At 48.9% G+C, this 25,086-nt stretch carries 19 protein-coding genes; 13 read left to right on the plus strand and 6 right to left on the minus strand.

Features of this window, described 5'->3' with window-relative positions:
• Window positions 1-45 precede the first annotated feature (45 nt).
• The 7 genes from dprA (at window position 46) to QNJ26_19255 (ending at window position 10,726) form a co-directional block, all read left to right on the plus strand.
• Complete coding sequence (gene dprA / locus QNJ26_19225; GenBank protein MDJ0987681.1) at window positions 46-1,161, plus strand: DNA-processing protein DprA; 1,116 nt, start codon at window positions 46-48, stop codon at window positions 1,159-1,161.
• Window positions 1,162-1,275: 114 nt separating this feature from the next.
• Window positions 1,276-3,552 (plus strand): type I DNA topoisomerase, encoded by a 2,277-nt coding sequence (gene topA / locus QNJ26_19230; protein ID MDJ0987682.1) that lies wholly within the window; start codon window positions 1,276-1,278, stop codon window positions 3,550-3,552.
• A 303-nt stretch (window positions 3,553-3,855) separates the two neighbouring features.
• Window positions 3,856-5,541 carry a biosynthetic-type acetolactate synthase large subunit gene (gene ilvB, locus QNJ26_19235; protein ID MDJ0987683.1) on the plus strand — a complete coding sequence of 562 codons (1,686 nt, stop codon included), beginning with the start codon at window positions 3,856-3,858 and terminating at the stop codon, window positions 5,539-5,541.
• Window positions 5,542-5,635: 94 nt separating this feature from the next.
• Window positions 5,636-6,124 (plus strand): acetolactate synthase small subunit, encoded by a 489-nt coding sequence (ilvN, locus tag QNJ26_19240; GenBank protein ID MDJ0987684.1) that lies wholly within the window; start codon window positions 5,636-5,638, stop codon window positions 6,122-6,124.
• Between the two features lie 73 nt (window positions 6,125-6,197).
• Window positions 6,198-7,250, plus strand: a complete 1,053-nt coding sequence (gene ilvC, locus QNJ26_19245; GenBank protein MDJ0987685.1) for a ketol-acid reductoisomerase — start codon at window positions 6,198-6,200, stop codon at window positions 7,248-7,250.
• A gap of 123 nt (window positions 7,251-7,373) precedes the next feature.
• Complete coding sequence (cimA, locus tag QNJ26_19250; protein ID MDJ0987686.1) at window positions 7,374-8,993, plus strand: citramalate synthase; 1,620 nt, start codon at window positions 7,374-7,376, stop codon at window positions 8,991-8,993.
• A gap of 194 nt (window positions 8,994-9,187) precedes the next feature.
• On the plus strand, window positions 9,188-10,726 hold the full coding sequence (locus QNJ26_19255) for a 2-isopropylmalate synthase (protein ID MDJ0987687.1): 1,539 nt from the start codon (window positions 9,188-9,190) through the stop codon (window positions 10,724-10,726).
• 140 nt (window positions 10,727-10,866) lie between these two features.
• Here the strand turns inward: QNJ26_19255 and QNJ26_19260 are convergent, their stop codons facing one another.
• Entirely contained in the window at window positions 10,867-11,808 is a 942-nt protein-coding gene (locus tag QNJ26_19260) for a dihydroorotate dehydrogenase (GenBank protein MDJ0987688.1), read from the minus strand.
• A gap of 271 nt (window positions 11,809-12,079) precedes the next feature.
• On the opposite strand from QNJ26_19260, the gene QNJ26_19265 reads away from it, so the two are divergent.
• Both QNJ26_19265 and QNJ26_19270 read left to right on the plus strand, forming a co-directional pair.
• The gene (locus QNJ26_19265; protein ID MDJ0987689.1) at window positions 12,080-13,921 is read left to right on the plus strand and encodes a RiPP maturation radical SAM C-methyltransferase; all 1,842 of its coding nucleotides are present in this window, start codon (window positions 12,080-12,082) and stop codon (window positions 13,919-13,921) included.
• A gap of 337 nt (window positions 13,922-14,258) precedes the next feature.
• Window positions 14,259-15,422 (plus strand): inositol-3-phosphate synthase, encoded by a 1,164-nt coding sequence (locus QNJ26_19270; protein ID MDJ0987690.1) that lies wholly within the window; start codon window positions 14,259-14,261, stop codon window positions 15,420-15,422.
• Here the strand turns inward: QNJ26_19270 and QNJ26_19275 are convergent.
• The gene (locus tag QNJ26_19275) at window positions 15,419-16,441 is read right to left on the minus strand and encodes a tRNA-dihydrouridine synthase family protein (protein MDJ0987691.1); all 1,023 of its coding nucleotides are present in this window, start codon (window positions 16,439-16,441) and stop codon (window positions 15,419-15,421) included. The genes QNJ26_19270 and QNJ26_19275 overlap by 4 nt on opposite strands.
• A 213-nt stretch (window positions 16,442-16,654) precedes the next feature.
• Here QNJ26_19275 and QNJ26_19280 point away from each other — a divergent pair, with 213 nt between their 5' ends.
• The 3 genes from QNJ26_19280 to QNJ26_19290 all read left to right on the plus strand — a co-directional run bounded on the left by QNJ26_19280 (window position 16,655) and on the right by QNJ26_19290 (window position 18,605).
• Entirely contained in the window at window positions 16,655-16,834 is a 180-nt protein-coding gene (locus QNJ26_19280; protein MDJ0987692.1) for a hypothetical protein, read from the plus strand.
• A 114-nt stretch (window positions 16,835-16,948) separates the two neighbouring features.
• Window positions 16,949-17,815, plus strand: coding sequence for a PfkB family carbohydrate kinase (locus tag QNJ26_19285; GenBank protein ID MDJ0987693.1), 867 nt, complete (start codon window positions 16,949-16,951; stop codon window positions 17,813-17,815).
• A 142-nt stretch (window positions 17,816-17,957) separates the two neighbouring features.
• Window positions 17,958-18,605 carry a CDP-alcohol phosphatidyltransferase family protein gene (locus tag QNJ26_19290; protein MDJ0987694.1) on the plus strand — a complete coding sequence of 216 codons (648 nt, stop codon included), beginning with the start codon at window positions 17,958-17,960 and terminating at the stop codon, window positions 18,603-18,605.
• Window positions 18,606-18,905: 300 nt separating this feature from the next.
• Here the strand turns inward: QNJ26_19290 and QNJ26_19295 are convergent, their stop codons facing one another.
• Together QNJ26_19295 and QNJ26_19300 are read right to left on the minus strand one after the other, a co-directional pair.
• The gene (locus QNJ26_19295; GenBank protein ID MDJ0987695.1) at window positions 18,906-21,266 is read right to left on the minus strand and encodes a glycyl radical protein; all 2,361 of its coding nucleotides are present in this window, start codon (window positions 21,264-21,266) and stop codon (window positions 18,906-18,908) included.
• Window positions 21,267-21,271: 5 nt separating this feature from the next.
• Window positions 21,272-22,180, minus strand: a complete 909-nt coding sequence (locus QNJ26_19300) for a glycyl-radical enzyme activating protein (GenBank protein ID MDJ0987696.1) — start codon at window positions 22,178-22,180, stop codon at window positions 21,272-21,274.
• Between the two features lie 167 nt (window positions 22,181-22,347).
• On the opposite strand from QNJ26_19300, the gene QNJ26_19305 reads away from it, so the two are divergent.
• Window positions 22,348-22,632: an antibiotic biosynthesis monooxygenase family protein gene (locus QNJ26_19305; GenBank protein MDJ0987697.1), complete on the plus strand. Its 285-nt coding sequence runs from the start codon at window positions 22,348-22,350 to the stop codon at window positions 22,630-22,632.
• A 131-nt stretch (window positions 22,633-22,763) separates the two neighbouring features.
• Here QNJ26_19305 and selD read toward each other — a convergent pair whose 3' ends face one another.
• On the minus strand, window positions 22,764-23,786 hold the full coding sequence (gene selD / locus QNJ26_19310) for a selenide, water dikinase SelD (protein ID MDJ0987698.1): 1,023 nt from the start codon (window positions 23,784-23,786) through the stop codon (window positions 22,764-22,766).
• Window positions 23,787-24,288: 502 nt separating this feature from the next.
• Window positions 24,289-25,086 (minus strand): hypothetical protein (locus tag QNJ26_19315; GenBank protein ID MDJ0987699.1); only part of this gene is annotated, 798 nt, incomplete at its 5' end.

Here is a 25,086-nt window from a genome sequence, read left to right on the forward strand (position 1 = left end):
GCCTGCGCCTGACCATTCCCCCTTTCACAGGGGGTTTTTAACGAGATGGATAAACTTCTACCGTGGCTTTGTCTAAAACAGGTTTCCGGCATCGGCAACCACTTGTTCAAGCGCTTGATAGAAAGGTTCGGATCACCGCAGCGTGTTTTCCAGACGACCGCGCAAACGCTTTTGGAAGTTGAGGGTATATCACAGCATCTGGCATCGGCTATTCTGAAATTCAAAGCACCCGAATGGATTGCGGCAGAGCTTGATCGCATTCGCCAAAAAGGTTACACGGTGGTCTGCTTAACAGATGCGTCCTATCCGTCGTTGCTAAGGGAAATTCCGGATCCGCCGCCACTTCTGTATGTCTGCGGCAACCTTGAAGGCACGCACAAAAACATTGCTGTCGTCGGCTCGCGTCATGCAACCGCATACGGCATCTCGGCCACACAGAAACTGTGTGCAGATCTGACGGCATTTGATTTATCGATCGTTAGCGGTATGGCATTGGGAATTGATACAGCTGCCCACCAGGGCGCTCTGGCGGGAAAAGGCACAACCGTTGCTGTACTGGGCAGTGGTTTCAACCACATATATCCGGCTGAAAACCGGAGACTGTTCAAACGCATATCGGAAACAGGTGCAGTCATTACAGAATTTGCATTGGACACAAAACCTGAACCGCATAATTTTCCAATTCGCAACCGGATCATCAGCGGAATGAGTTTGGGGACTGTCGTTGTTGAGGCCTCTCGTAAAAGTGGGTCATTGATCACGGCGCGGCTTGCAGCCGAACAAAACAGAGAGGTTTTTGCCGTCCCGGGAAGTATCCACTCGTTTAAGAGCACCGGTACCCATACCCTGATCAAACAGGGCGCAAAATTGGTAGAAAACGCCCAAGACGTTCTTGAGGAACTCACAGCGTATCTGGCGCCAGCGCCAAAGCCGGCGCAACCCAAACCAAATGCTATCACCGAAATGATAGCCTCACTGGCACCTGAAGAAATGGAGCTGTATAAGATTCTCGGCCCTTATCCGGAGCATATCGATGCCATTGTCCGCAAAACAAGCATTGAACCGGGCAAACTGCTCAGCCTGTTGTTGCAATTAGAACTTAAAGGTATGGTGCAACAGCTACCGGGCAAGCTTTTTGCTATTTCGGAGCCCAAACCTTAAACAATGGGAAATGGGGTTCCATCTTCACCGAGACATTCGACCCAATCTTAATTGGGCAACCAATCCTTAACCGCTGGCAACCTACAGATATGGGATTGAGTACAAGGAGAGATCGTGACCAAACCGCTTGTAGTTGTGGAATCGCCAACCAAAGTCAGAACGATTAAAAAGTATCTGGGTAAAAATTATAATGTAGCGGCAACTGTCGGCCACATTAAGGATCTGCCGAACAAAGAGATGGGGATCGATATCGAAAACGGTTTTAAACCCGAATACAAAAACATCCCCGGCAAACAAAAAGTCATCAAAGAATTAAAGCAAGCTGCCGGTGATGCGGATGATATATACTTGGCACCGGATCCGGATCGTGAAGGGGAAGCGATTGCATGGCATGCCTCAGAGGTGCTTAAAAAAAAGAATCGAAAATTTTATCGCGTTCTTTTTCACGAATTAACCAAAGATGCCATTAACAAAGCAATGGCATCACCTGAAGCGCTTGATCGACCCAAATATGAAGCCCAACAGGCACGCCGGATCCTCGATCGCCTCGTCGGGTACCATATCTCACCCTTGCTATGGCGCAAAGTCAAAGGCGGTTTGAGCGCCGGACGCGTTCAATCCGTTGCCGTGCGCATCCTTTGCGAAAGAGAGCGCGCTATCCAGGCCTTTGAGCCACAGGAATATTGGTCGATCACCGCTCACCTTGAAGGTGAGTCCCCGCCACCGTTTACGGCCAAATTGGCCAAAAAAAATGATGACAAGATCAAAATACCCGATGAAGCCGCGGCCAACTCGATTTTAGAGCAGCTTGAAGGCGAGAAGTTCGTTGTCAAAAAAATAGCCGAAAAAACGATCCGCAAAAACCCGCTACCCCCGTTTACAACCAGCAAACTGCAACAGGATGCGATACGAAAACTGCGATTCTCCGCCAAAAAGACCATGCTGATTGCTCAGCAACTTTACGAAGGTATTGAGCTGGGCCCTGGCGAACCCGTGGGTCTGATTACGTATATGCGTACCGATTCAACCCGCATTGCCAAGGAGGCTGCTGATGAAGCCTTAAATGTTATCCGGGAAAAATTTGGTGCTGAATACGCAATGGATAAACCGCGGTTTTTTAAAAACCGCCAAAAGGCACAAGATGCACATGAAGCCATCCGGCCAACGGCGGTCACGAACACGCCTGAAAAGATGGCCTCCTATCTGTCAAAGGATCAACTGGCTTTATATCGTCTCATTTGGCAACGGTTTGTCGCTTCACAGATGAAGCAAGCGCTGATTAACCAGGTTTCGGTAACCATCGCGGCCGGCCCGTATTCTTTTTCAGCCAGTGGGTCCACCATTAAATTCCCTGGCTTTATGGCGCTTTATATGTCGGTTGCGGATGAACGTGCCGAAAAAGACAAGAATAAGAAACCAGTTTTGCCAGCACTGACAGAGGGCATGCGCTTAAAACTGCTGCAACTGGAGCCTAAGCAGCATTTTACCCAACCGCCGCCTAGATTCTCTGAAGCGTCTTTGGTAAAAGAGCTTGAGGAAAACGGGATTGGCCGCCCCAGTACGTATGCCAGCATTCTATCGACCATTCGCATAAAAGAATATGCTGACCTGCACAACAGGTATTTTCGGCCGACTGAGCTCGGATTTATCGTCAACGATCTGCTGGTAGAAAATTTTCCGGATATCATTGATGTAGAATTTACCGCCCGCATGGAAGAAAATCTGGACCGTGTCGAATCTTCAGAGGTGGAGCTGGCCAAAATATTGGCCCAATTTTATGATCCTTTCAAGAAGGAACTGGATACGGCATCTGAAGAAATGCTCAGCGTTAAAGGCGTGGGGCTGCCCACAGGGCTCAATTGCCCGGATTGCGGCAAACCGCTGAATATTAAAGTGGGTAAACACGGCCATTTTCTGGCTTGCAGCGGATATCCGGATTGCGACTACTCCAGGGATTACCTGCGAGATGAACGTGGAAACATCCAGACTATTGAAACCAATAGCGAAGAGGTTGTGGACAAGCAGTGCGATAAATGCGGAAACCCAATGGTGGTCAAACGGGGCCGCTATGGAGAATTTTTGGCCTGCAGCGCATATCCGGATTGCAAAAACACCCAGTCACTTAATTCCAATGGTGCCAACCAAAAAACCGGGATCAAGTGTCCTGAAGATAATTGTGAAGGGGAAATTGTTGAAAGACGTTCAAGACGCGGCAAACTGTTTTACGGCTGTAGTCAGTTTCCCAAATGTGAATTTGCTACCTGGGACAAGCCGGTTGCCAAAACATGCCCGCAATGCGATGCCAAAATATTACTTGAAAAAACCACCAAAAAAGAAGGCACTTTTCTAACTTGCCTATCCAAGGATTGCGACTATAAGGCCTATCTTTAAAAAGCCTTGACAATCCTATGGCATCCTGCTACACAGTAGCAGCATAAACTTTATCATATCAAAAGACAATGAACAACATCATCGCCATTAACAGCCTAATTAACCTTATTCTGGTACTCGTCAGCGGCATTATTATTAGCTGCTGGGGAGCAAAGGGTTGATAATGGCCTGATTCTGCTAAAATAGAAAAAACAAAAACCGTTATCAGCCAAAACTGATAACGGTTTTTTTATTGACTTCCTTGGTTTTAACCGCAAAAGGCTAAATACTGCTTTGGAACCATGAATTTAAAGGGGTAAAAAAATGAAATTGACCGGTGCTCAAGTATTGATGGAAGTATTGAAAGAAGAGGGGGTCGACACCATCTTCGGATTCCCCGGAGGCGCTGTCATAGATATTTATGATGAACTGGATAAAACCGATATCCGGCATATCCTTGTCAGGCATGAGCAGGGAGCAGTCCATGCAGCTGACGGTTATGCACGGGCCGGAAACAAGGTTGGGGTTTGCCTGGTAACCTCCGGTCCGGGTGCAACCAACACGGTTACCGGAATTGCCTCAGCTTATATGGACTCAATCCCCATGGTTGTTTTAACAGGCCAGGTGCCGACTCAATTGATTGGCAATGATGCCTTCCAGGAAGTCGATATCGTGGGTATCACGCGTCCATGTACCAAACATAATTACCTCGTACCATCAGCCGAAGCATTTCCCCGAATCGTTAAAGAAGCATTTTACCTGGCGCGCTCAGGCCGTCCAGGGCCTGTGTTGGTCGATATTCCCAAAGATGTGACCAAGACCGTAATTGATTATCAACCCATTAAAGAGGTCCGGATGAAATCCTACAACCCGACCTACGAACCGAACATGAAACAGTTAAAAAAAGTGGTTGATCTCATCAACGCATCGCAGCGACCTGTTATTTTCGCAGGCGGTGGGGCTATCCTTTCTGGAGCGGCAGCCGAATTGACTCAATTTGCTCGCACCACCCGTATTCCGGTAACCACATCTCTGATGGGGCTGGGAACATTTCCCGGAACAGATCCGTTATGGCTTGGAATGATCGGTATGCACGGCACTTATCGCGCCAATATGAGTACCGGCGCCTGCGATCTTTTGATTTCAATCGGCGTCCGATTTGATGACCGCGTTACCGGAAAAACAGACGCATTTGCCGCACAGGCTAAAATTGTTCATATTGATATTGATCCCACCTCTATTCGCAAAAATATTCCGGTGACCATCCCAATTGTCGGGGACTGCAAAATCAGCCTGGAGCACCTCAATCAACTTGTCAAGGAAAGCGATCTAGGTGAGGTCGAACAGAATCGCCAGGAGTGGCTGGCCCAAATTGAAGAATGGAAAAACACCAAACCCCTGGCCTATAAGCAGGAAGATACCCTCAAACCACAGTTTGTGGTTGAAAAACTGTATGAGCTGACCAAAGGCGAAGCGATCATAACGACCGAAGTGGGCCAAAACCAGATGTGGGCAGCACAATATTATCATTTTGATCAGCCCAACCATTTTATTACTTCCGGCGGTCTTGGCTGCATGGGCTTCGGGCTGCCGGCAGCTATTGGCGCCCAAATGGCATGCCCGGATAAGTTGGTCATTGATATTGCCGGCGACGGCAGCATCCAGATGAACATTCAGGAAATGGCGACTGCCGTCCAAAGCGGCCTTCCGGTCAAAGTGGTCATTCTCAATAATGCCTATCTCGGGATGGTGCGCCAATGGCAAGAGCTGTTTTACGGAAGGCGCTATGCGTGCACGGGCATGGATTGCGCACCTGATTTTGTCAAACTTGCCGAAGCGTATGGAGCAGTCGGATTAAGGGCAACAAAACCGCAGGAAGTCGAAACGGTGCTCAAGGAGGGCCTTTCAGTCCCCGGTCCGGTCATTATGGATTTTAAAGTCGATCGTGAAGAAAGTGTTTACCCCATGGTGCCCGCCGGTGCACCCATTACAGAGATGCTGCTGGTATAAGTTGGTTATTCGTTATTGGTTATTGGAACAACAAATGACCGCTAGCGCTTAACTGCAGTTTAATAATGAATACAGCTCGATTAGGAACATAACGATGGATGAAACCAAACATACCATGACAATGCTGGTCGATAATCAACCGGGGGTGCTGTCAAGAGTGGCCGGTCTTTTCAGTGGCAAGGGCTTTAATATCGAAAGCCTGTGTACGGCACCCACCATGGACCCACAGATTTCCAGAATTACAATTGTGACCAAGGCCAATCCGCCGGTGATCGAACAAATTGAGAAACAGCTCAGAAAGCTAATCAATGTCGTAAAGCTACGTGATATGACCGGCCCCAAAGCAGTCAAACGCGAAATGGCATTGATTTGCGTGAGGGCGAAACCGGATTTGCGAGCCGAAATTCTGCGAATTGTCGATATCTTTCGTTGCAAAGTAATTGATGTCGGCACAGAGCATTATATTATCGAGGTCACTGGAGATGAGGGCAAATTAAGAGCATTGATCAACCTGCTCAAACCAATGGGCATAAAAAAAATTGCACGCAGCGGAACATTGGCGCTGTATCGAGAACCCAAGTAGTTTTATAAATAAAAGGTTCGAATGAATCATTATTTAGAAGTATAAATGCGTGACTGAAAAAAGGAGATGACGAATGGCACAATTTAATTTTGGTGGAACCACAGAAGAAGTGATCACGGATGAGGAGTTTCCGCTGCAAAAAGCCCGTGAAGTTCTTGCCAATGATGTCGTAGCGGTATTGGGGTACGGTGTCCAGGGCCCCGGTCAGGCGTTGAACATGAGAGACAACGGGATTAATGTGATCGTCGGTCAGCGAGAAAACAGCAACTCCTGGGACCGGGCGGTGGCAGATGGTTTTGTAGCAGGCAAAACACTTTTTCCATTGACGGAAGCCGCAAAGCAAGCAACCGTTATTCAATACCTGCTGTCAGATGCCGGCCAAAAGGCCCTTTGGCCGCAGATAAAGGAATGCCTGGCAGACGGCAACATGCTTTATTTTTCGCATGGTTTTTCAATTGTGTACCATGAACAAACCGGTGTGATTGCTCCGCCAAATGTGGATGTGGTTATGGTGGCGCCCAAAGGATCCGGACGGACTGTCAGGAGCAATTTTCTGGATGGCAGCGGTATTAACTCGAGTTTTGCCATTCATCAGGATTATACCGGCAATGCGCGGGAAAAAACCATTGCCCTCGGAATTGCGATCGGCTCCGGTTACCTGTTCCCAACCACCTTTGCCAATGAAGTGTACAGCGATTTAACCGGCGAACGCGGAGTGCTGATCGGGTGCCTGTCAGGTGTTATGGAAGCCCAGTACGCGCTGTTACGCAAACATGGGCACAGCCCAAGTGAAGCATTCAATGAGACCGTCGAAGAATTAACCCAGAGCCTCATTCGTCTGGTGGCTGCAAACGGCATGGACTGGATGTTTGCCAGTTGCTCCACCACTGCTCAACGCGGGGCTTTGGACTGGGCACCGAAATTTCGTGATGCCGTCGCTCCGGTTTTTGATCAGCTGTATGATCGCGTCATATCCGGCGCAGAAACCAAACGGGTACTGGAAGCCAACAGTGCGCCAGACTATCGCGAAAAGCTCGATCAAGAACTGGCAGCTATCAGAGACTCAGAGATGTGGCAGGCCGGTGCGGTGGTCCGCTCACTCAGACCCGAAAACCGCAGAAAATAAATCGGGCGCAAGGCGCACGGCTTATGGCGCAAGGCAGTGGTTCAAAACCCGCAAATTTAAATCGTTCCTTTGCCTTGAGTCTGACGCCTTTGGTCTTGAGCCATCATGTTTTGGAGAACCCCAATGGACCCGATCTTCTTGTACGATACCACTTTGAGAGATGGAACTCAGGGAGAAAACGTCACCTTTTCTGCAGAAGAAAAACTGAATATCGCCATGCGTCTGGATGATTTCGGCATTCATTACATTGAAGGCGGCTGGCCCGGCTCGAATCCCAGGGATGTTGCTTTCTTTGATTTGGCCAAAAGAGTCAATTTTACACAGGCGCGACTGGCAGCCTTTGGTTCGACCCGCAAACCCGGTATCAGCCCGGGTGAAGACCCGAATCTCAACGCACTGTTAAAAACAGAAACGCCGACGGTGACAGTTTTTGGTAAAAGCTGGGATCTGCATGTCGAACAAATAATGGGTAACACATTGTCGGAAAACCTGGCCATGATTAACGACAGCGTTGCATTTTTAAAACAGCATAATCGTGAAGTGGTCTATGATGCGGAGCATTTTTTCGACGGCTATAAGAACAATGAGGAATACGCCTTAAAATCCTTACAGGCGGCCTTAGACGGTGGCGCCGATTTTATTGTCTTATGTGATACCAACGGAGGAACGTTGCCTTATGAGTTGGAAAAAATCATAAATACATTGGGCGCAAAACTAAAAAACGACGGTGCCGATTCGTCTCAACATCAAGCCATTAAACTTGGAATCCACTGTCATAATGACTGCAATATGGCGGTGGCAAATTCGATAAGTGCCGTCCACCAAGGTGCCGTCATGGTCCACGGGACCATCAATGGTTATGGCGAAAGATGCGGCAATGCCGATTTAACGTCGATCATTCCAATTTTGGAAGTTAAAATGGGGCGTGGGAGTATTTCGGCCGACAATCTAAAAAAACTTAAAAATCTTTCCCGCTATGTCAGTGACACGGCCAATCTGGTGCCGCTCAATTCGCGGCCATTTGTCGGAAAGAGCGCTTTTGCGCATAAAGGCGGTATCCACGTCAGCGCCATAATGAAAACGCCGCGTGCTTATGAACACATGGATCCCGCAACTGTCGGCAACAAACGCCGGGTGCTGGTATCCGATCTTGCCGGTAAAAGCAACGTCGAATACAAGGCCAAAGAGCTGGGCGTCGAACTCGGCAAAAACGGGTTTGATAGCCGCAAAATTGCCACTGAGGTCAAACAGCTAGAACAGGAGGGCTACCAATTTGATTCAGCGGATGGCTCATTTAAAATCCTTTTGGAAAAATTTACCGATCAATTCCATCCGCATTTTGAGCTTGAATCTTTCCGGGTTACCATCGAAAAGGACAAAGACCAACCCTGCTCTGCGCACGCGACGATAAAAATCAGCGTCAACGGTAAAAAAGAAATTACAGCCGGTGAGGGATACGGGCCTGTCAGTGCCCTTGACAATGCATTAAGAAAAGCGCTGGATAAATTTTATCCCGATCTGGATACCATGCGCTTGGTCGATTTCAAGGTACGGGTCATTGATGGCACCCGCGGTACGGCCGCCAAGGTCCGCGTGCTAATCGAATCGAGAGATCAAAACGAAATCTGGAGCACAATGGGCGTATCAGAAGACATTATTGAAGCCAGCTGGCAAGCGCTGGCGGACAGTTTTCAATTCAAACTCGCCAATGCGCAGCGGGCCCGAATCGAAAACTCAGTTTAAATCCGAAAAGGAGACTTCAATTGAAAACAATGAAAGGAATCAATGCCGCAGGCCAACCCATGGTTGCGTACCTGCGGCCGATGCTCCCTGCGTTTGGGATAAAGCGTTAAGTGGTCAAGCAACCAAAGTGACTGCGCGATATGCCATAGGAATAACTATTTAACAAATGATTAAGCCACAGGGAGTAACAAAAAATGAATGATCAAGTATTGATATTTGACACGACCCTCAGAGACGGTGAGCAAAGCCCAGGGGCCAGCATGAATACAGCTGAGAAATTGCGAATTGCGACGCAATTGGAAAAACTGGGCGTCAATATTCTTGAAGCCGGTTTTCCGGCCGCGTCCGAAGGCGATCTCGAAGCGGTATCGCGAATTGCCGGTAAACTGGAAAGGACAGAAGTGGCAGCGCTGGCGCGCACTTCCAAAGACGATATTGACCGCGCTTGGCAGGCTATCCGCCATGCAGCCAAACCCCGGATCCACACCTTCATTGCCACCTCTGACATTCACCTGGAATACAAGCTAAAGATGTCCCGCGACGAAGTTGTCAAAGCTGCAGTGGAGGCGGTCAAATATGCCCGCACGTTGACCGATAATATCGAATTTTCGGCTGAAGACGGCTCCCGCAGCGATCGCGATTTTCTTTGCAGGGTATTTGAAGCCGTTATCGAAGCCGGCGCCACAACGGTGAATTTGCCAGATACGGTCGGCTACGCCATCCCGCAGGAATTTTCAGACCTGGTCAGTTATGTCAACACTCACACGCCCAATATCGGTAAAGCCATACTCAGTGTGCACTGCCATAATGACCTGGGGCTGGCAACGGCCAATACACTTTCAGCCATTACCGCCGGCGCCCGCCAGGCGGAGGTAACCATCAATGGAATTGGCGAGCGGGCGGGCAACACGTCTCTTGAAGAGGTCGTCATGTCGCTGGTCACCCGCAACAATTCTTTGGGGCTGACCACCTCCATTGAAACGGAATACATTCACCCCACCAGCCGGTTGGTGAGCATGATTACCGGTATCATCGTGCAACCCAACAAGGCCATTGTCGGTGCCAATGCCTTTGCCCACGAGGCAGGGATCCACCAGGACGGTGTATTGAAAAATCCCATGACCTATGAAATCATGAAACCGGAAACAATCGGTTTGAGTACCAACAAACTTGTTCTGGGCAAGCATTCCGGTCGACATGCATTGCGCTCACGTCTAAAAAACATGGGCTATGACCTGTCCGATGAAGAGATCAACCTGGTATTTACCCGATTTAAAGAATTGGCGGATAAGAAAAAGCACGTCGTCGACGAAGATCTTGAAGTCATCGTGACTGAGGGAATCTTGCGGACGGCCGATATTTTTAAATTGGAATATCTGCACGTGACAGCAGGCACGACGGTACTGCCCATGGCCAGTGTCAAGCTTGATATAAACGGTCGTCCGGTACAAGGTGCCGGTTACGGAAACGGTCCTATTGACGCGGCCTTCAATACCATCGGAAAGCTTGCCGGAACGGCATCGGAGCTGTTACGCTTTTCGGTCAGTGCCCTGACCGGCGGCACCGACGCTCAAGGGGAAGTAACCGTTCGGTTGAGAGAAAATGGCCTTCTGGCGCTGGGTCGCGGAGCGGATCCCGATATCATCACTGCTAGCGCCAAAGCATATGTAAACGGCCTAAACCGGCTGGAGTATCTTAAGACCAATCCTGTCAAAGACGCCATCGTCTTATAATATTGCTTCATTGGAGTGATGGAGTAGCCCACTCCGCCTGAGTAGCTTCGGCTACGAAGGCCGGGCTGGAGTGTTGGACTATTGGAGAAAGCCTGGCGCAAGTGTGCTGATTCCCATTACTGCACTACGCCACCACTCCATCACTCCAACATATGAGGACTAGCGGTTTCCAGTGTCCCGATCAAATCCGTAATGCCGCCAATATTTTTTTGCGCCAAATACGCTTCAATTCCGTCAACAATATCGGTTGTCACCTGCGGGTTAATAAAATTGGCGGTGCCAATCTGGACGGCGGTTGCACCGGCAACGATAAATTCGAGGGCATCTTCAGCTGTCATAATCCCGCCAATACCGACGACCGGAATATTGGTGGCTTGCACCACCTGCCAAACCATTCTGAGCGCAACGGGTTTGATGGCCGGCCCCGATAATCCTCCGGTGATATTGGCAATTTTGGGCCGTCGGGTTTCAAGATCAATCGCCATGCCGGTAATGGTGTTGATCAGCGAAAGCGAATCAGCGCCGGCCTGTTCGGCCGCGCGTGCGATTAGGGTAATATCGGTTACATTCGGCGACAGTTTTACCATCAGGTGTTTGGTTGTTTTTTTACGCACGGCCTTGATCACGCGATGGGCAGCCTGCGGATCAGCGCCAAAAGCAATCCCCCCCGCTTTAACGTTGGGGCATGAAATATTGACCTCTACCCCGGCAATACCTTCCAATGCATCCAGACGCGCTGCCAGTGCGGCATAATCTTCGATGCAGGTGCCGTAGATATTCGCCAACACAGGCGGTGAAAGCGTTTTTAAAAAAGGAAGCTTTTCGTCCGAGAAAGCATCAATACCCACGTTTTCCAGACCGATGGCATTTAGCATACCGCAGGCTGTTTCAACAATTCGCGGCGGAGGGTTGCCTTTGGTTGGCTGTAAAGCAAGCCCTTTGACAATGATGGCCCCCAGGCGATTTAAATTCACAAAGGCCTCAAATTCACGCGCATACCCGAAAGTGCCGGAGGCGGTCATCACCGGGTTTTGTAGTTGGATGCCACTCAGCCTAACGTTGAGATCAGGTTTTTTGCTCATCTATTTATTTCCTGCTGTGATGGGTAACTGCAATCAATGGGATTTGGATGGGGATACAGGTGAATCATATGACGGATAGGATCACCCCCCGCGGGGGAGTCATTAGCTGCCTCGCCTTAGGATTGTTAAAAAATATTGTCAAAACCAGCCCCCGGGCTGTATGTATAAGGCAATTTCGATCCGGGGTCAATGGCACCCTGGTGCAGCGCAGGTGATTTTAAGTCAACAACCTGTAAAAAAATGGCCCCCGTACAAGTCCATGAAAAAAACATTGAATAAAATCGCACTGATCTCGACGCCATGGCCCCTTTTCAAGCGACCCTCGATCCAGTTGGGAACGCTGAAGGCATTCTTACAGCACCGTCTGCCCGACCTTCAGGTCGATGCTTTGCACTTTTACCTGCGACTGGCGCAAGCCATCGGCTATCACATTTACCATGAAATTTCGGAGCGCACCTGGCTGGCAGAAAGCATATATGCCGCACTGCTGTTCCCGAATCGCACTGCACAGGCAGAAGCGCTCTTTCACAAAGAATCTGCCGGCAATAAAACCCTGCGCCAAGTCCGGTTCAAAACACTGACCAGCCGAATCAAAAGAGCAACCGACACTTTCTTAAAGCAGCAGGCTTGGGAAACATACGGACTGCTGGGGTTCAGCATCTCCCTGTGTCAGCTGACGTCTGCCTTGTACACGATCAAATGGCTCAAAAACAGATTTCCGGAATTGACCATCGTCGTCGGCGGAGCGTCAACCTCAGCAATTGCAGCGAGCGGCCTTCTGCAACATTTTTCAGGTATCGATATGGTGGTCAACGGTGAAGGTGAGCGGCCTTTGTATCAAATCATTCGACATCTCAGAAATTACCCACATGACTGGCGTTCTATCGAAGCCAGGGGCGTCATAACCCGATTATCGGCCCCTGATCAGGCCGGTGGCTGGCCAGTTTCACAACTCGAAAATCTAAATGACCTGCCGGCCCCGGATTACGATGACTATTTTCGCCTGCTCAACTCTTTTGATCCCGCTAACGTTTTTTTCCCTACCCTGCCCGTCGAAATTTCGCGGGGGTGCTGGTGGAAACGAACCGCCAGGTCCACCCAAACCAGTGGTTGTGCCTTTTGCAACCTTAATCTTCAATGGGAGGGCTACCGGGCGAAGTCCGCTTCTCAGGTTGTTTCTCAAATCGACCATCTCACTCGACGTCATCAGACGCTTTCGGTGGCAGTGACCGACAACGTCCTTCCGAAAAGGGAATCTATTGAAATATTCAGGCAAATCGAAAACCTCCATAAGGATTTGCGTCTTTTCGGCGAGGTGCGCGCCACCACCCCAAGTAATGAACTAAAGGTTTTGCGTGATGCTGGCATGCGCCAGGTGCAGATTGGTATCGAAGCCCTGAGCACCGGTCTGCTTAAAAAGCTGCATAAAGGCACCACCGCCATCCAGAATCTTGAAATCATGAGAAATTGTGAAGCACTTGGCATTGAAAGCGTTTCAAATCTCATTTTGCAGTTTCCGGGAAGCAGTGAGCTGGATGTGGCCGAGACGCTGAGCGCTATCGAGTTTGCCTGGCCGTTTTATCCGCTTAAAGCGGTCAGCTTCTGGTTGGGATTGGGGAGTCCGGTTTGGCAGAACCCAAAAGCATATGGCATCAAGGCGCTGTTTAATCACCCCAAATGGTCCTATTTGTTCCCCGCCAAAATCTATCGCTCTTTGCCGTTCATGATTCAGGCCTACCGCGGAGATCTAACATATCAGAAAAAAATCTGGCAGCCCGTCAAAAAAAAGATTTCCGAATGGCAACACCAGTATACGGCAATCAAAAGGGCTTGTGGTAATGAACCGATTCTAAGCCTGCGGGATGGAAGAGATTTCCTTATCATCCACCAGCAACGGTATCAGGCTGAACCTGCCGTTCACCGGATGGTCGGCCCCTCCCGACAAATTTACCTGTATTGTCAGAAGCACCGTCCGGTCGAGTCCATCTGCCGTGCGTTTTCAAGCATACCGCAAGAAGCCATCGCAATTTTTTTAAAGATGATGGTAGATAAAAAATTGATGTTTACTGAAAAAAGCAGTTATTTAAGCCTGGCTGCACCTGTAAAGGAATAACGCGCATCAATGACACCCGTTGTTTCTTAGAATATGACCATCTGCAGAGCATTTAGATGGAATCAAAATCAGTTATTGAAAACAAGCCACTTAATGATTAATTTGACTTATAAGAAAACACACTTATTCTTTATCTACTTTACTTCTAAGTGAGCAAAAAATTTTGTTGGGATGCACTGAGGGGGACGCCAACCGGATTCCAATTACAAATAGATGCTCATTAACACCCAATATTCCTTTTTCATCGTTCATCTTTTAAATCATTGAGTATCACCCCTCTGTTATTTAGGAAATAAAGTCAGTGACTTAAATATATAAAAGAGGAGAAACAGTCGAAATGAGCAGAATTAAACTAGCCATCGCCGGTTTGGGGAACTGCGCCAGTTCCCTTGTTCAGGGCATACATTATTACCGGAATAAGGGCCCGAAGGATGCTGTCGGCCTGATGCACTGGGATATTGGCGGATACACACCTGCTGATATTGAAGTTGTAGCGGCCTTTGATATCGACAAACGCAAAGTCGGCAAAGATGTCAATGCTGCCATATTCGCCGAACCCAACTGCACAACCGTGTTTTGCGACAGCTTACCTGCTTCAGGGGTTAAGGTTCAAATGGGTCGTATCATGGATGGTATCGCCGATCACATGAAAGAGTATGAAGACCGCTATACGTTTTTAGAAGCGGATCTGCCGGAGCCTTCAATGGAAGACATCGTTGCTGAATTAAAAAAATCCGGGGCTGAAATCCTGCTGAACTATATGCCGGTTGGCTCAGAAAATGCTGCCTGCTTCTATGCAGAATGCGCCCTTCAGGCAGGCGTGGCGCTAATCAACAACATCCCGGTTTTTATTGCCAGTGATCCGAAGTGGGCCCAGCGCTTTGCAGACAAAAATGTGCCGCTGATAGGAGACGATATAAAATCCCAGTTGGGGGCAACCATTACCCACCGTGTTTTAACCGATCTGTTTAAAAAGCGCGGTGTCAAAATGGAAAAAACCTATCAGTTGAATACCGGCGGCAACACGGATTTCCTCAATATGCTCAACCGCCATCGCTTAAAATCTAAAAAGAGATCAAAAACCGAAGCGGTTCAATCGGTGGCAGCCCGTCGATTGGAAAACGAAAACATTCACATTGGCCCCAGTGATTATGTTCCTTGGCAAAAAGACAACAAGGTTTGTTTCATCCGTATGGAGGGCAAACTTTTCGGTGATGTCCCCATGAATCTGGAACTGAGGCTTTCGGTAGAGGATTCACCCAACTCGGCCGGAGTGGCCATTGATTCATTGCGCTGCGCCAAACTGGCCATAGATCGTGGCCTGGGTGGTGTGCTGGAGGCCCCATCGGCCTATTTTTGTAAACATCCACCGCGTCAATTTACAGACGATGAAGCCTACCAAATGCTTGAAAATTTTATCAAAAAACTTCCGGGAAATGTGCGCGAAATGTCCGATTATCGCAGCAAAAGAGGGCAAAAAATTACCGCCAAAGAGCATTAACTGAAAAAATTCAAATTCGGCCTGGAAAAGATTTCCGGTGGGCGCTCAAAAAATGTTGTTACATTTTGCTTGGCCTCGCTCATATTCCCGGCTTTCTGGATAGCGCTGCAAAGTGTATGGCCGAATTTAAAGCTGGCCGAAAAATAAACACCAAATTTCTTGTAGCGCCGCAATGCTTTGGGCTCATCAAAATGTGCCTCTAACAGTTCAGCCAGCCGCAGTGCGCTGTCCAAATAAATTTCCGAGCTAAACCGGACCCCATCCGTCCACTCTGCAAACAGCCAGGGTTTTGCAAGCGCCATCCGGCCGACAGCCACTCCGTCACATCCGGTATTCATCAGCATTTTTAAACAATCTGATTGATCAAAAACATCCCCGTTGCCGAACACGGGGATGGTTACCGCTTGTTTGACTTTGCCGATATATTCCCATTTGGGCGGTCGTGAGCGTCGATCCGGTGCGATCCTCGGATGAAAGGTCAGCGCATCGGCACCTGCATCTTCGAAACGTCTGGCCATTTCAACTGCGGAGCGGAAATCATCTTGCCAGCCGATGCGGTATTTGACAAACAGCGGTATGGAGACGGCCTTGCGAACTGCTGAAACGATGTCAGTGGCCAAGTCGGGAAAATTCAGCGCAGCCGCACCAGCTTTTAGCCGGCAAATAGAAGCATCGGAACAGCCGAAATTGATGTCTACGCCAAAGAACTGTTCAGCCTCAATACGCTGTGCAGCTAACGCCATAGCAGCCGGATCAGCGCCATAAATCTGGCAGACCAATTTTGACAGCTCTGCATCCCGCCACCTGAAATAGGAAGATCGGTACCGGTTTTCCTGCGGTATTTTTCTGGCACTGCACATCTCGCTAAATAAAAGGCCATAGCCGCCGAATTGGTCCACCAGCTCTCGAAAGGCAACATTACCCAAAAACGCCATGGGCGCCATGACCAGTCGCTTTTCGATGAACGTGTTGCCGATGGCAAGCGGTTGATTGAGGATATTGGCAAGCTGTGTGATCATTTTTAGGTGGCTGTGGCTATCATCTATTTGGTATCTTTGATTTTGGTGTAATTTACCAAATCGGTAAAGCGTTTAAAAGCGCTTTATTGCTATTTGCCGGCTGCTAAGTTTGCGTCCATCGAATCAACGATGTATGATTTGAAAAAATAACGTCGATCATTTATATATTACGGTGAATTCGACCTTTGACATCTTTGCTCAGGAATGTGTCAGATGTCCATCAAAGGAATCGCACAAGATCTATATCGTCTTCAGCAGGCAGTCGATGCGCTCGAAAAAAAGTTGGTGTCTGCGCCAATAGAAGAGCGCCCGGAGATTGAACGTCAGTTGCAAAAAGCCAAAGCCGAATATTATCAGGTGCGCCGAATTTTAGACGGCCAGCTGGACCGCTAAGCAAGACGCCTGAACAACAGTATGTGGGTTGCGGATGCAATCGATTTTACTTTTGCATAGCACGCAGAGATATTCCTTATAGCCAAAAATTGATAGCACCAACACAATTCCGGTATGAATGAAAAAGGTATCGCCGTCATCGGTTCAACAACGATCGATCAAATCATCCATAAACATCGCCGAACGCTCAAAGTCGGCGGCGTTACCGTTTATGCTGGCATGACTTACAGCCGTCACGGTGTTAACACATTGGCAATCACAAACATTGCCGACAGCACCCCGCAAGTTATTGAACGGCTGCGCAATCAACAAATTCGGGTTCACAATGGCCAAACCCCAAAAACAACCTGCTTCATAAACGATATTCGCACCGACGACCGACGACAAAAAAATCCACAACGCGCCGCTCCGATCAGCCGCCAACAGGTAATCAACCATATCAAAAATCTAGCTTGTGTGCATCTTGGGCCGCTGCACCCAAAGGATATAGACATAGCGGGCATAAAATCTCTCAAGGGTTTAGATATAGAGATTATCCTGGACATCCAGGGTCTGGTGAGAGCAATTAAAAACGGAAATGTGGTCCCGGATGTTTCACCGTCTATAAGCGATGCGCTCAGCGTTTCACATATCGTCAAGGCAAGCAAACACGAATATGAGTTGATAATCAATTTTTTCAAAACCGACCTGGCGGCTTTGATGCGACAATTTACAATTCGCGAATTTATTGTCACAAATGGTGCCCGTGGCGGTTTTGTCCAGAAATTTGACGCATCAGTGGTTCGCTATGCTGCCGTTGCAGTGAAGTCCGATGGTGATTCTACCGGTGCCGGTGACATCTTCCTGGCTGCATATGTCATCGCACATTTATTGAAGCGGCGTTCGATTCGGCAGGCCTGTCAATATGCCGCCGGATTGGTTGCCCAACAAATCGAGGGAAAATTCATTAAGGACGGCGAACTGCGCATAAAAAACACTTGAGGCTGATACGATTATTGTCGCTGCGAACGTAAGGTCGAAACTTTCTTCATCGATCTGATTGTGTTAAGAGTCTGTCATCTGGATATCGCCAGATAATGTACTGAAAGCCACACCCCGGAATTGATATCTGAAAGATAAAAAAATGACACAACCACTATCACGCTTGCTTCCGGAGAATTTGCAAAACCGCTTTCTGGGTTTATTAACCCCTCTGATCAACAGATTCACCCGCTGGGGGATCCACCCGAACGCCTTTACCCTGGCCGGTTTTGTCTTCTCACTGATAGCGGCTGCGGCTCTGTATATGCAACATTTGCGCATCGGCGGAATTCTTATCTTGACAGGCGGTTTATGCGATTGCATTGATGGCGGTCTGGCGCGGGCAATGGGCAAAGACAGCCGATTCGGTGCGCTGTTTGACTCCACGATTGATCGCTATTCAGAGTTTGCCATTTTTTTGGGTATCCTTGCCTATTGTCTGACAAACAATGCCGGTTTGACAACGGTGGTGGCTTTCATGGCTTTATGTGGCTCCATCATGGTCAGTTACTCCCGGGCCCGGGCGGAGAGTCTCGGGTTTGAATCTCAAACGGGATTGATGCAAAGACCGGAACGGATTGTTTTTCTTGGAGGGGGTGCGTTGATCCATCCGGTGGCTTTTACAGCGGCCATTTGGGCTGTTGCCATTTTTGCAAACCTGACGGCTTTGCAGCGCCTCCGCCACACCCAGCAGCAGAATCAAGCAAAAATAATGAAAAACCAAACCTCGCGAGATCACGAAATCCTTTAGAGTTGTCTATTTTGGTGTTTCCTTGGTTTTATCCCCCACTGCTGCTCATACAGATGGTCAACAATGGCGCGTGAGTTGCACGCAGCAGAAAGGGTTTCCAGGATTGGCAGGATCGGCACAACCCCAGATCCCGCAAGTTGGCTCAATATATCATCAACTCGGCTGAAGGTATGATGCATCGGGTAAGATGAAGCAGGCTCAGGGCGCACGGCAAACGGCGCAAGGTAGTGGATAGGGAACACCAAAGAAAGATTATTCAATTATTAGGCCTTGTGCCCTGTACCTTGCGCCTTTATCCGATCAAAAGGTGTCATGCTGTGTTCTGGCAATGATCTCCTCCTGATGGTCCACATCCAGATCCACAAAATAATCGCTGTAGCCGGCCACCCTGACCAGCAGATCACGATAATCATCAGGCGCCTGCTGGGCTTTGCGCAAGGTGGCCGAATCGATGATATTAAACTGGATGTGATGCCCGTTGAGATTGAAGTAGGTTCGGATCAGATGGCACAGCTTTTCAATACCGTCTTCATCTTTGAGGACATCGGGCAAAAATCTCTGATTTAAAAGCGTCCCACCGGATTTAACCTGATCCATCTTGGCCAACGATTTGATGACCGCTGTCGGACCATTGCGATCTGCACCATGCGACGGAGAGGTACCGTCTGAAATTGGCAATCCCGCCAGCCGTCCGTTGGCAGACGCGCCCAACATTTTCCCGAAGTACACATGGCAGGTTGTTGACAGCATATTCAGATGATATGTCGTGCCTTTGGTATTGGGCTTACCGTCAATGGCTGCGAAAAGATCGGCGTAAATCCTTCTCATGAGCATATCGGCCGCCTCATCATCATTGCCGAAAAAGGGGGTTTTGTTCAGCAACCGCAGGCGCAGCGCCTCCTGACCGCTAAAATTTCCCTGAAGGGCGGTCAGCAATTCATCCATGGTAATCGTCTTGTCTTCAAACACATGCTTATTGATGGCCGAAAGGCTGTCGGTCACCGTACCGATGCCGCAGCATTGAATATAATTGGTATTATAACGCGGCCCGCCATTGTAATAGTCCTTCCCGTTGGTAATGCAATCGGCAATGACCACCGAGAGAAATGGTGCCGGGGCATATTGGGCATACATCCGCTCGATGTAGTTATTGGTTTTGATTTTACGATCAACCACGAAATTTAGTTGCTTGGCAAAGGCCTCATAAAGCCCATCGAAATCTTCAAACGCTCTGGGATCTCCGGTCTGCAATCCGACGGTTTCGCCGTTCAGCGGATTGGCTCCATTGTTTAAGGCCAGTTCCAAAATTTTAGGAACATTCAAATAGCCGGTCAAAATATAGGCTTCTTTACCGAAAGCGCCGGTTTCAATACACCCGCTGCATCCGCCTTCGCGGGCATCCTCCAGGGATTTGCCGGTCCGGATTTGCTCCATCACAACTTCATCAGCATTAAACACCGAGGGGTAGCCGTAGCCTTTACGAATCACCCGCGCAGCCGCCTTTAGAAAACGATTGGGCGTCTTATGGCTGATTTGCACATTGCTGCCCGGTTGCAACAAATGCAGCTCATCGACTGCTTCCAGCATAATGTAAGAGACGTCATTGACACCATCAGAGCCATCGATTTTCAGGCCGCCGATATTGATGTTTGTAAAATCATTGTAGGTGCCGCTTTCCAGCGCAGTAACCCCCACTTTGGGTGGCGCCGGATGGTTGTTAAATTTGATCCAGAGGCATTCGATCAGTTCTTTGGCACGTTCACGGTCCAGCGCATTGTCAGCCAGATCCTTTTCATAAAAGGGGTGCAGATGCTGATCCAGATGGCCCGGACTCATGGCATCCCAGCCGTTGAGTTCGGTAATGGTCCCCAGATGTACAAACCAATACATCTGAAGCGCCTCCCAGAAATCGCGCGGGGCACGGGCCGGCACACGGCGACAGATACCGGCAATGCGTTCCAGTTCTTCTTTGCGCTCCGGATTTTGCTCTTTGGCGGCCAATTCCAGTGCCAATTCAGCGTGGCGCTCGGCAAATATGATGGCCGCATCACAGGCAATCTCCATGGCCTTGAGCTCTTCGGCTTTATCGGCGGCCTCCGGATCATTCAAGAAATCCAGCCGTTCAAGACTGGCAGCGATGTCCGCCTTAAAATCCAGCATGCCTTTACGATAGATCACCCCATCTAGGGTGGTGTGTCCCGGGGCGCGTTGTTCCATAAACTCGGTAAACGCCCCTGCCTTATAAGCCCGCTTCCAGTCTTCCGGCACCTGACCAAATACCCGTTCTCGCATAGTGCGTCCGGACCAATAAGGAATGACCGTTTCTGCATAGACCTGCAAGGCTTCATCAGGCACCGCATAGCGCGTCATATTCCTGGAATCCAGAATCTTCAGGTCTTCTTCACTGTGGCAGGTCAGCTCAGGGAACGTCGACACCGCCTTGGGGTATGGCCCGCGTTCACCGACGATCAGTTCGTCATCACCGATGTAAATGGTCTTTTTCTCACACAGGTTTTTAAAATTTAAAGCGCGCAAAACGGGTACTGAATATTTTCCCTCATTTTCTTGATAAAATTCGGTGACCAGCAAGGCCCGTTCTGCCGATATGCAGGGCTGAGCGCTGAAGCTTTGTTCGCGCAGTCGGGATATTCTGTTGTTCATCAGTGCTATCCTCCTATTTTAACCGGCAAGCCGGTTTGGGAAAGCCAACCGGCAACGGTGTTCAAATGTTCGTCGCTGGGGCGCTGCATATCCGCTGGTATACATTCCAGTCCCAGACGGCCGTATTTTTCCCGGGCGGAATTGTGAAAAGGCAGAATCGCGATATGGTCAATCCCGGACAGTGCCGCCACAAATTCAGCGGTTCGATTGATATTGTCAACATCATCATTGATGCCGGGAATCAGCGGTATGCGCACCTGAATGCGGGCTTTATTTTCGGACAGCAGTTTCAAATTATCGAGAATCAGCCGATTGGATACGCCGGTAAAATCGCGGTGTTTGGCCACATCCATAAGCTTGATGTCATACAAAAACAAATCTGTTTTTTGGGCCACTTTCAGCAGCAGCTCAGCATCTGCATACCCGGTCGTATCCACCGTGCGATGAAGATCCAGATGGCTGCAGGCGTCAAGCAGGTCCAGCAAAAAATCAGGTTGCATCAGAGGCTCACCGCCCGAAAACGTGACCCCGCCGCCCGATTGATCATAAAAAGCGGTATCTTTTTCGATTTGTCGGACCACTTCGGCAACGGTCACCTTACGGCCCACAAATTCAACGGCTCCAGATGGGCATTGCTCGGCACAGGTTTGACACAGGTCACAGTTGGCCGTATCGGAATCCATTCCATCAGCTGTCTCGACTATAACGTTCTGGGGACAGATTTGAATGCATTCTCCACAGCGTACACAGCGCTCTTGCCGATAAACACGCTGGGAGGCAACGGATATGCCTTCTGGATTGTGACACCAGCGGCATGCCAGCGGACAGCCTTTAAAAAACACGGTCGTCCGAATGCCCGGTCCATCATGAATCGCATATTTTTTAATATCAAAAATGACGCCTTCGGTCATCATCCAAATCCTGCTTAAAAATTCGGTCTGATGTTTAAAATTATGCCCGGTGACTTGAAAAGTCAATTATTATAAAATCTTATTTGGTGTTGAAAATTATTGAAACAGACACATAATTGTTTTATGCGATACCTGTAAAATAATAAAATCCAGCAAAAGGAGCCGTCAAGATGATTAAGGTCCACATTAAACGAAGGGTGCCACCTAAAAAAATGGAAGCGCTGCGAATCCTGATCAATCAGTTGCGGTCCATGACAATGGGTCAGCCCGGCTATATCGCCGGAGAGACCCTGCAACGTGTCGATCAACCCGGGGAAAGCATGGTGGTCTCCAAGTGGCGATCCCTGGATTACTGGCAGCAATGGGTGCAAAATGATGCCCGCAAAGAGGTTCAGTCACAAATCGATCAGCTATTGGGGGAAGAGACACAGTACGAAATCTATGAATTCGACTAAAACGGGTTTATAGACCCGTTTAACTAGATTTTATAAATGTGTTGAGCCAATAAGCAACTTGCCTTTCGAACTCATCAACGTCTTTTCAATTTAAGTGTGCCGTAAGCCGAACACATTGCGCCAGTAATCAATTAGACAATGCGCACGTGGGGCTTATCGGCAGCAACAACTTCACCGACCTTGACGGCTGTTTCGATTCCCGCTGCTTTTAACTGCTTGATGAGCGCATCGGTTTGCGCGGCGGGCAACACCAGCAAGAGACCGCCGGAGGTCTGGGGATCGAACAATAGGTCCTCCTCAGCGGCGGACCGCCGCGTTGTCATCTCCCAAGCGTTAGCCGCCAATTTGCGATTGGCCTTGTTACTGCCGGTGGTTTCTCCTTTTTGATACATCCGCAGCGCATTGGGGTAAAAGGGAAGGTTTTCGTAGATGAGATCAATTTGAACATCATTGCCGCGGGCCAACTCGAGCGTATGCCCCACAATTCCAAACCCGGTCACATCGGTGCAGGCATGCACTTCAAAATTGAGGGCCACTTCAATGGCGTTGCGATTCAAAGCCGCCACCTGGGGCAAAATGGATTCCAGTTCTGCGTAGGGCAATTTACCGGAACGATTGGCGTTAAACAGCACGCCCGTCCCCAGAGGTTTGGTCAGAACCAAGTCGTCACCCACTTGAGCACCGCAGTTGGTCAGAATGCGATCTGGATGAACACGGCCGGTAACTGCCAAGCCGTATTTCGGTTCGTTATCATCCACGGAGTGCCCACCGGCCATGGATGCCCCTGCTTCGAGGACCTTGGCACTGCCGCCCCGCAAGATCTCAGCTAAAAAACTCAGATCTAGCTTTTTAGATGGAAACATCACCAAATTCAGGGCAGTCAGCGGTTGGCCGCCCATGGCGTAAACATCAGACAGAGAATTGGCCGCTGCAATCTGGCCGAACCAGTAAGGATCATTTACCGGTGGGGTAATATAGTCCACCGTGCTGATCAAGGCGATCTCGGGTGAGACTTGATACACGGCAGCATCATCCATGGTATCATATCCTACCAGCAGATTTGGATCCTCTGAGGCATCCAGCCCCTTAAGCGCTTCCGACAGCTCCGTCGGACCGATTTTGGCCGCTCAGCCGCAGGTGCGCGAAAGGCCCATGAGGGTTTTTTTCTTTTTGAAAAACATGCCTTTTCCCTATTATATAATTATACCTTAATGCCCTTATATGTTCCCTAATCATTAACACAGAACTATAATATGGCAACGGGAAAAATTCAAATATGAAATATTGATCAAACCAGCTTAAGTATAGAAATTTTCGATGTAAAAATTCTCGATAGAAATCATTACAAAAGCACTTTGGAGATCTATTTGTGGACTTTTGATGTAAGCGCTTTCAAACAGAAGTGCAAAATCTTGAACTGTATTGAGAATATGAGCCTGAGTTATTAAGATTTCACGTAGCAAGAAGCTTAGCGCTTTTTTTAAAAGCTGCAAACCCGAGCAAAAGGGGTTTTGAGATCGCTCTAAACATGCAACTCGGAGATGTAATGGAAGGATTAAAACACAATTAAAGCGGCGCAGCAAATAATAAAAAACCCGCAATCCCCGGGTGAGCACAAAATAGGGATTGCGGGTTTAACTTAGCATTCATTCATTATTATCTGGCTCTCCAAGAATTAATCAGCATTGGCCTTTCTTTTAGATTGGGATTCTTGTCGACGATCTCGGAACTGCTCTTTTGAACCAGAATGCTGGGCTTTTTCTTTTTCGGGTCGAAATAAAAGACCGGTTCTGAAGGAATCCCCGTACCGATATCGATATGTCTTTCGGTAGAGGCCATTTCCGTGAAGACTACATCGTCTACCACACCATATAGATAATCGATGGCATATAATCTGGCATCGCCGCCGTAGCCGCAAACATCCTGGTTGGGCACAAAGGAGGTAAAGAACACCACTCCCGAGACGACCAGGGCTTTGCCCAGTACCCGTTCGGCCGGATAAGCTGCCGGTATGTCCAGTTGGATATACCATCCTTTATCGGTTGCTTTGGTTTGGGCGCTGGCAGCCAGATCATTGTCAAACTGATATTTGGTGACCGTAGCCGTTAAATCTTGCAGTTCGCCGGTTAAAGAACTGGTACCCGTATAGTGCCCATCGTTGGCGTTGCCCGGGTATTGCTTTTTTTCCACCAGGCAGAAAAAAGCATTGCGGGTATTGTTGTCTTTATCACTTTCTTCCAGGTAAGCGCCGGTTCCAAAATAAATCCGCAGGTTACCGTCAGCATCAAAAGCAACCGCCGGTGGGGCAGTTATGGGCTGGCCGCCGGTATTAAAGAGCTCTCTTTTCCTCCAGTATTGATCTTGATAGTCATAATAGAACTTCCACAGGGAGCCCTCGGTGTCGCCCGCATAAATCAGATCCAGATAGCCGTCCATGTCAGAGTCAAGAGCAGT

The sequence above is a fragment of the Desulfobacterales bacterium genome (genome assembly GCA_030066985.1).
Classification (GTDB): Bacteria; Desulfobacterota; Desulfobacteria; order Desulfobacterales; family JAHEIW01; genus JAHEIW01.

Excerpts from the sequence above, each read along its gene's own strand:
- QNJ26_19295 (MDJ0987695.1), bottom strand. The coding sequence starts at position 21,266 with ATGAACAACAGAATATCCCGACTGCGCGAACAAAGCTTCAGCGCTCAG.
- QNJ26_19285 (MDJ0987693.1), top strand. The coding sequence starts at position 16,949 with ATGAATGAAAAAGGTATCGCCGTCATCGGTTCAACAACGATCGATCAA.
- dprA (MDJ0987681.1), top strand. The coding sequence starts at position 46 with ATGGATAAACTTCTACCGTGGCTTTGTCTAAAACAGGTTTCCGGCATC.
- QNJ26_19280 (MDJ0987692.1), top strand. The coding sequence starts at position 16,655 with ATGTCCATCAAAGGAATCGCACAAGATCTATATCGTCTTCAGCAGGCA.
- QNJ26_19270 (MDJ0987690.1), top strand. The coding sequence starts at position 14,259 with ATGAGCAGAATTAAACTAGCCATCGCCGGTTTGGGGAACTGCGCCAGT.
- ilvB (MDJ0987683.1), top strand. The coding sequence starts at position 3,856 with ATGAAATTGACCGGTGCTCAAGTATTGATGGAAGTATTGAAAGAAGAG.
- cimA (MDJ0987686.1), top strand. The coding sequence starts at position 7,374 with ATGGACCCGATCTTCTTGTACGATACCACTTTGAGAGATGGAACTCAG.
- QNJ26_19290 (MDJ0987694.1), top strand. The coding sequence starts at position 17,958 with ATGACACAACCACTATCACGCTTGCTTCCGGAGAATTTGCAAAACCGC.
- QNJ26_19255 (MDJ0987687.1), top strand. The coding sequence starts at position 9,188 with ATGAATGATCAAGTATTGATATTTGACACGACCCTCAGAGACGGTGAG.
- QNJ26_19300 (MDJ0987696.1), bottom strand. The coding sequence starts at position 22,180 with ATGATGACCGAAGGCGTCATTTTTGATATTAAAAAATATGCGATTCAT.
- QNJ26_19305 (MDJ0987697.1), top strand. The coding sequence starts at position 22,348 with ATGATTAAGGTCCACATTAAACGAAGGGTGCCACCTAAAAAAATGGAA.
- QNJ26_19260 (MDJ0987688.1), bottom strand. The coding sequence starts at position 11,808 with ATGAGCAAAAAACCTGATCTCAACGTTAGGCTGAGTGGCATCCAACTA.
- ilvN (MDJ0987684.1), top strand. The coding sequence starts at position 5,636 with ATGGATGAAACCAAACATACCATGACAATGCTGGTCGATAATCAACCG.
- ilvC (MDJ0987685.1), top strand. The coding sequence starts at position 6,198 with ATGGCACAATTTAATTTTGGTGGAACCACAGAAGAAGTGATCACGGAT.
- QNJ26_19275 (MDJ0987691.1), bottom strand. The coding sequence starts at position 16,441 with ATGATCACACAGCTTGCCAATATCCTCAATCAACCGCTTGCCATCGGC.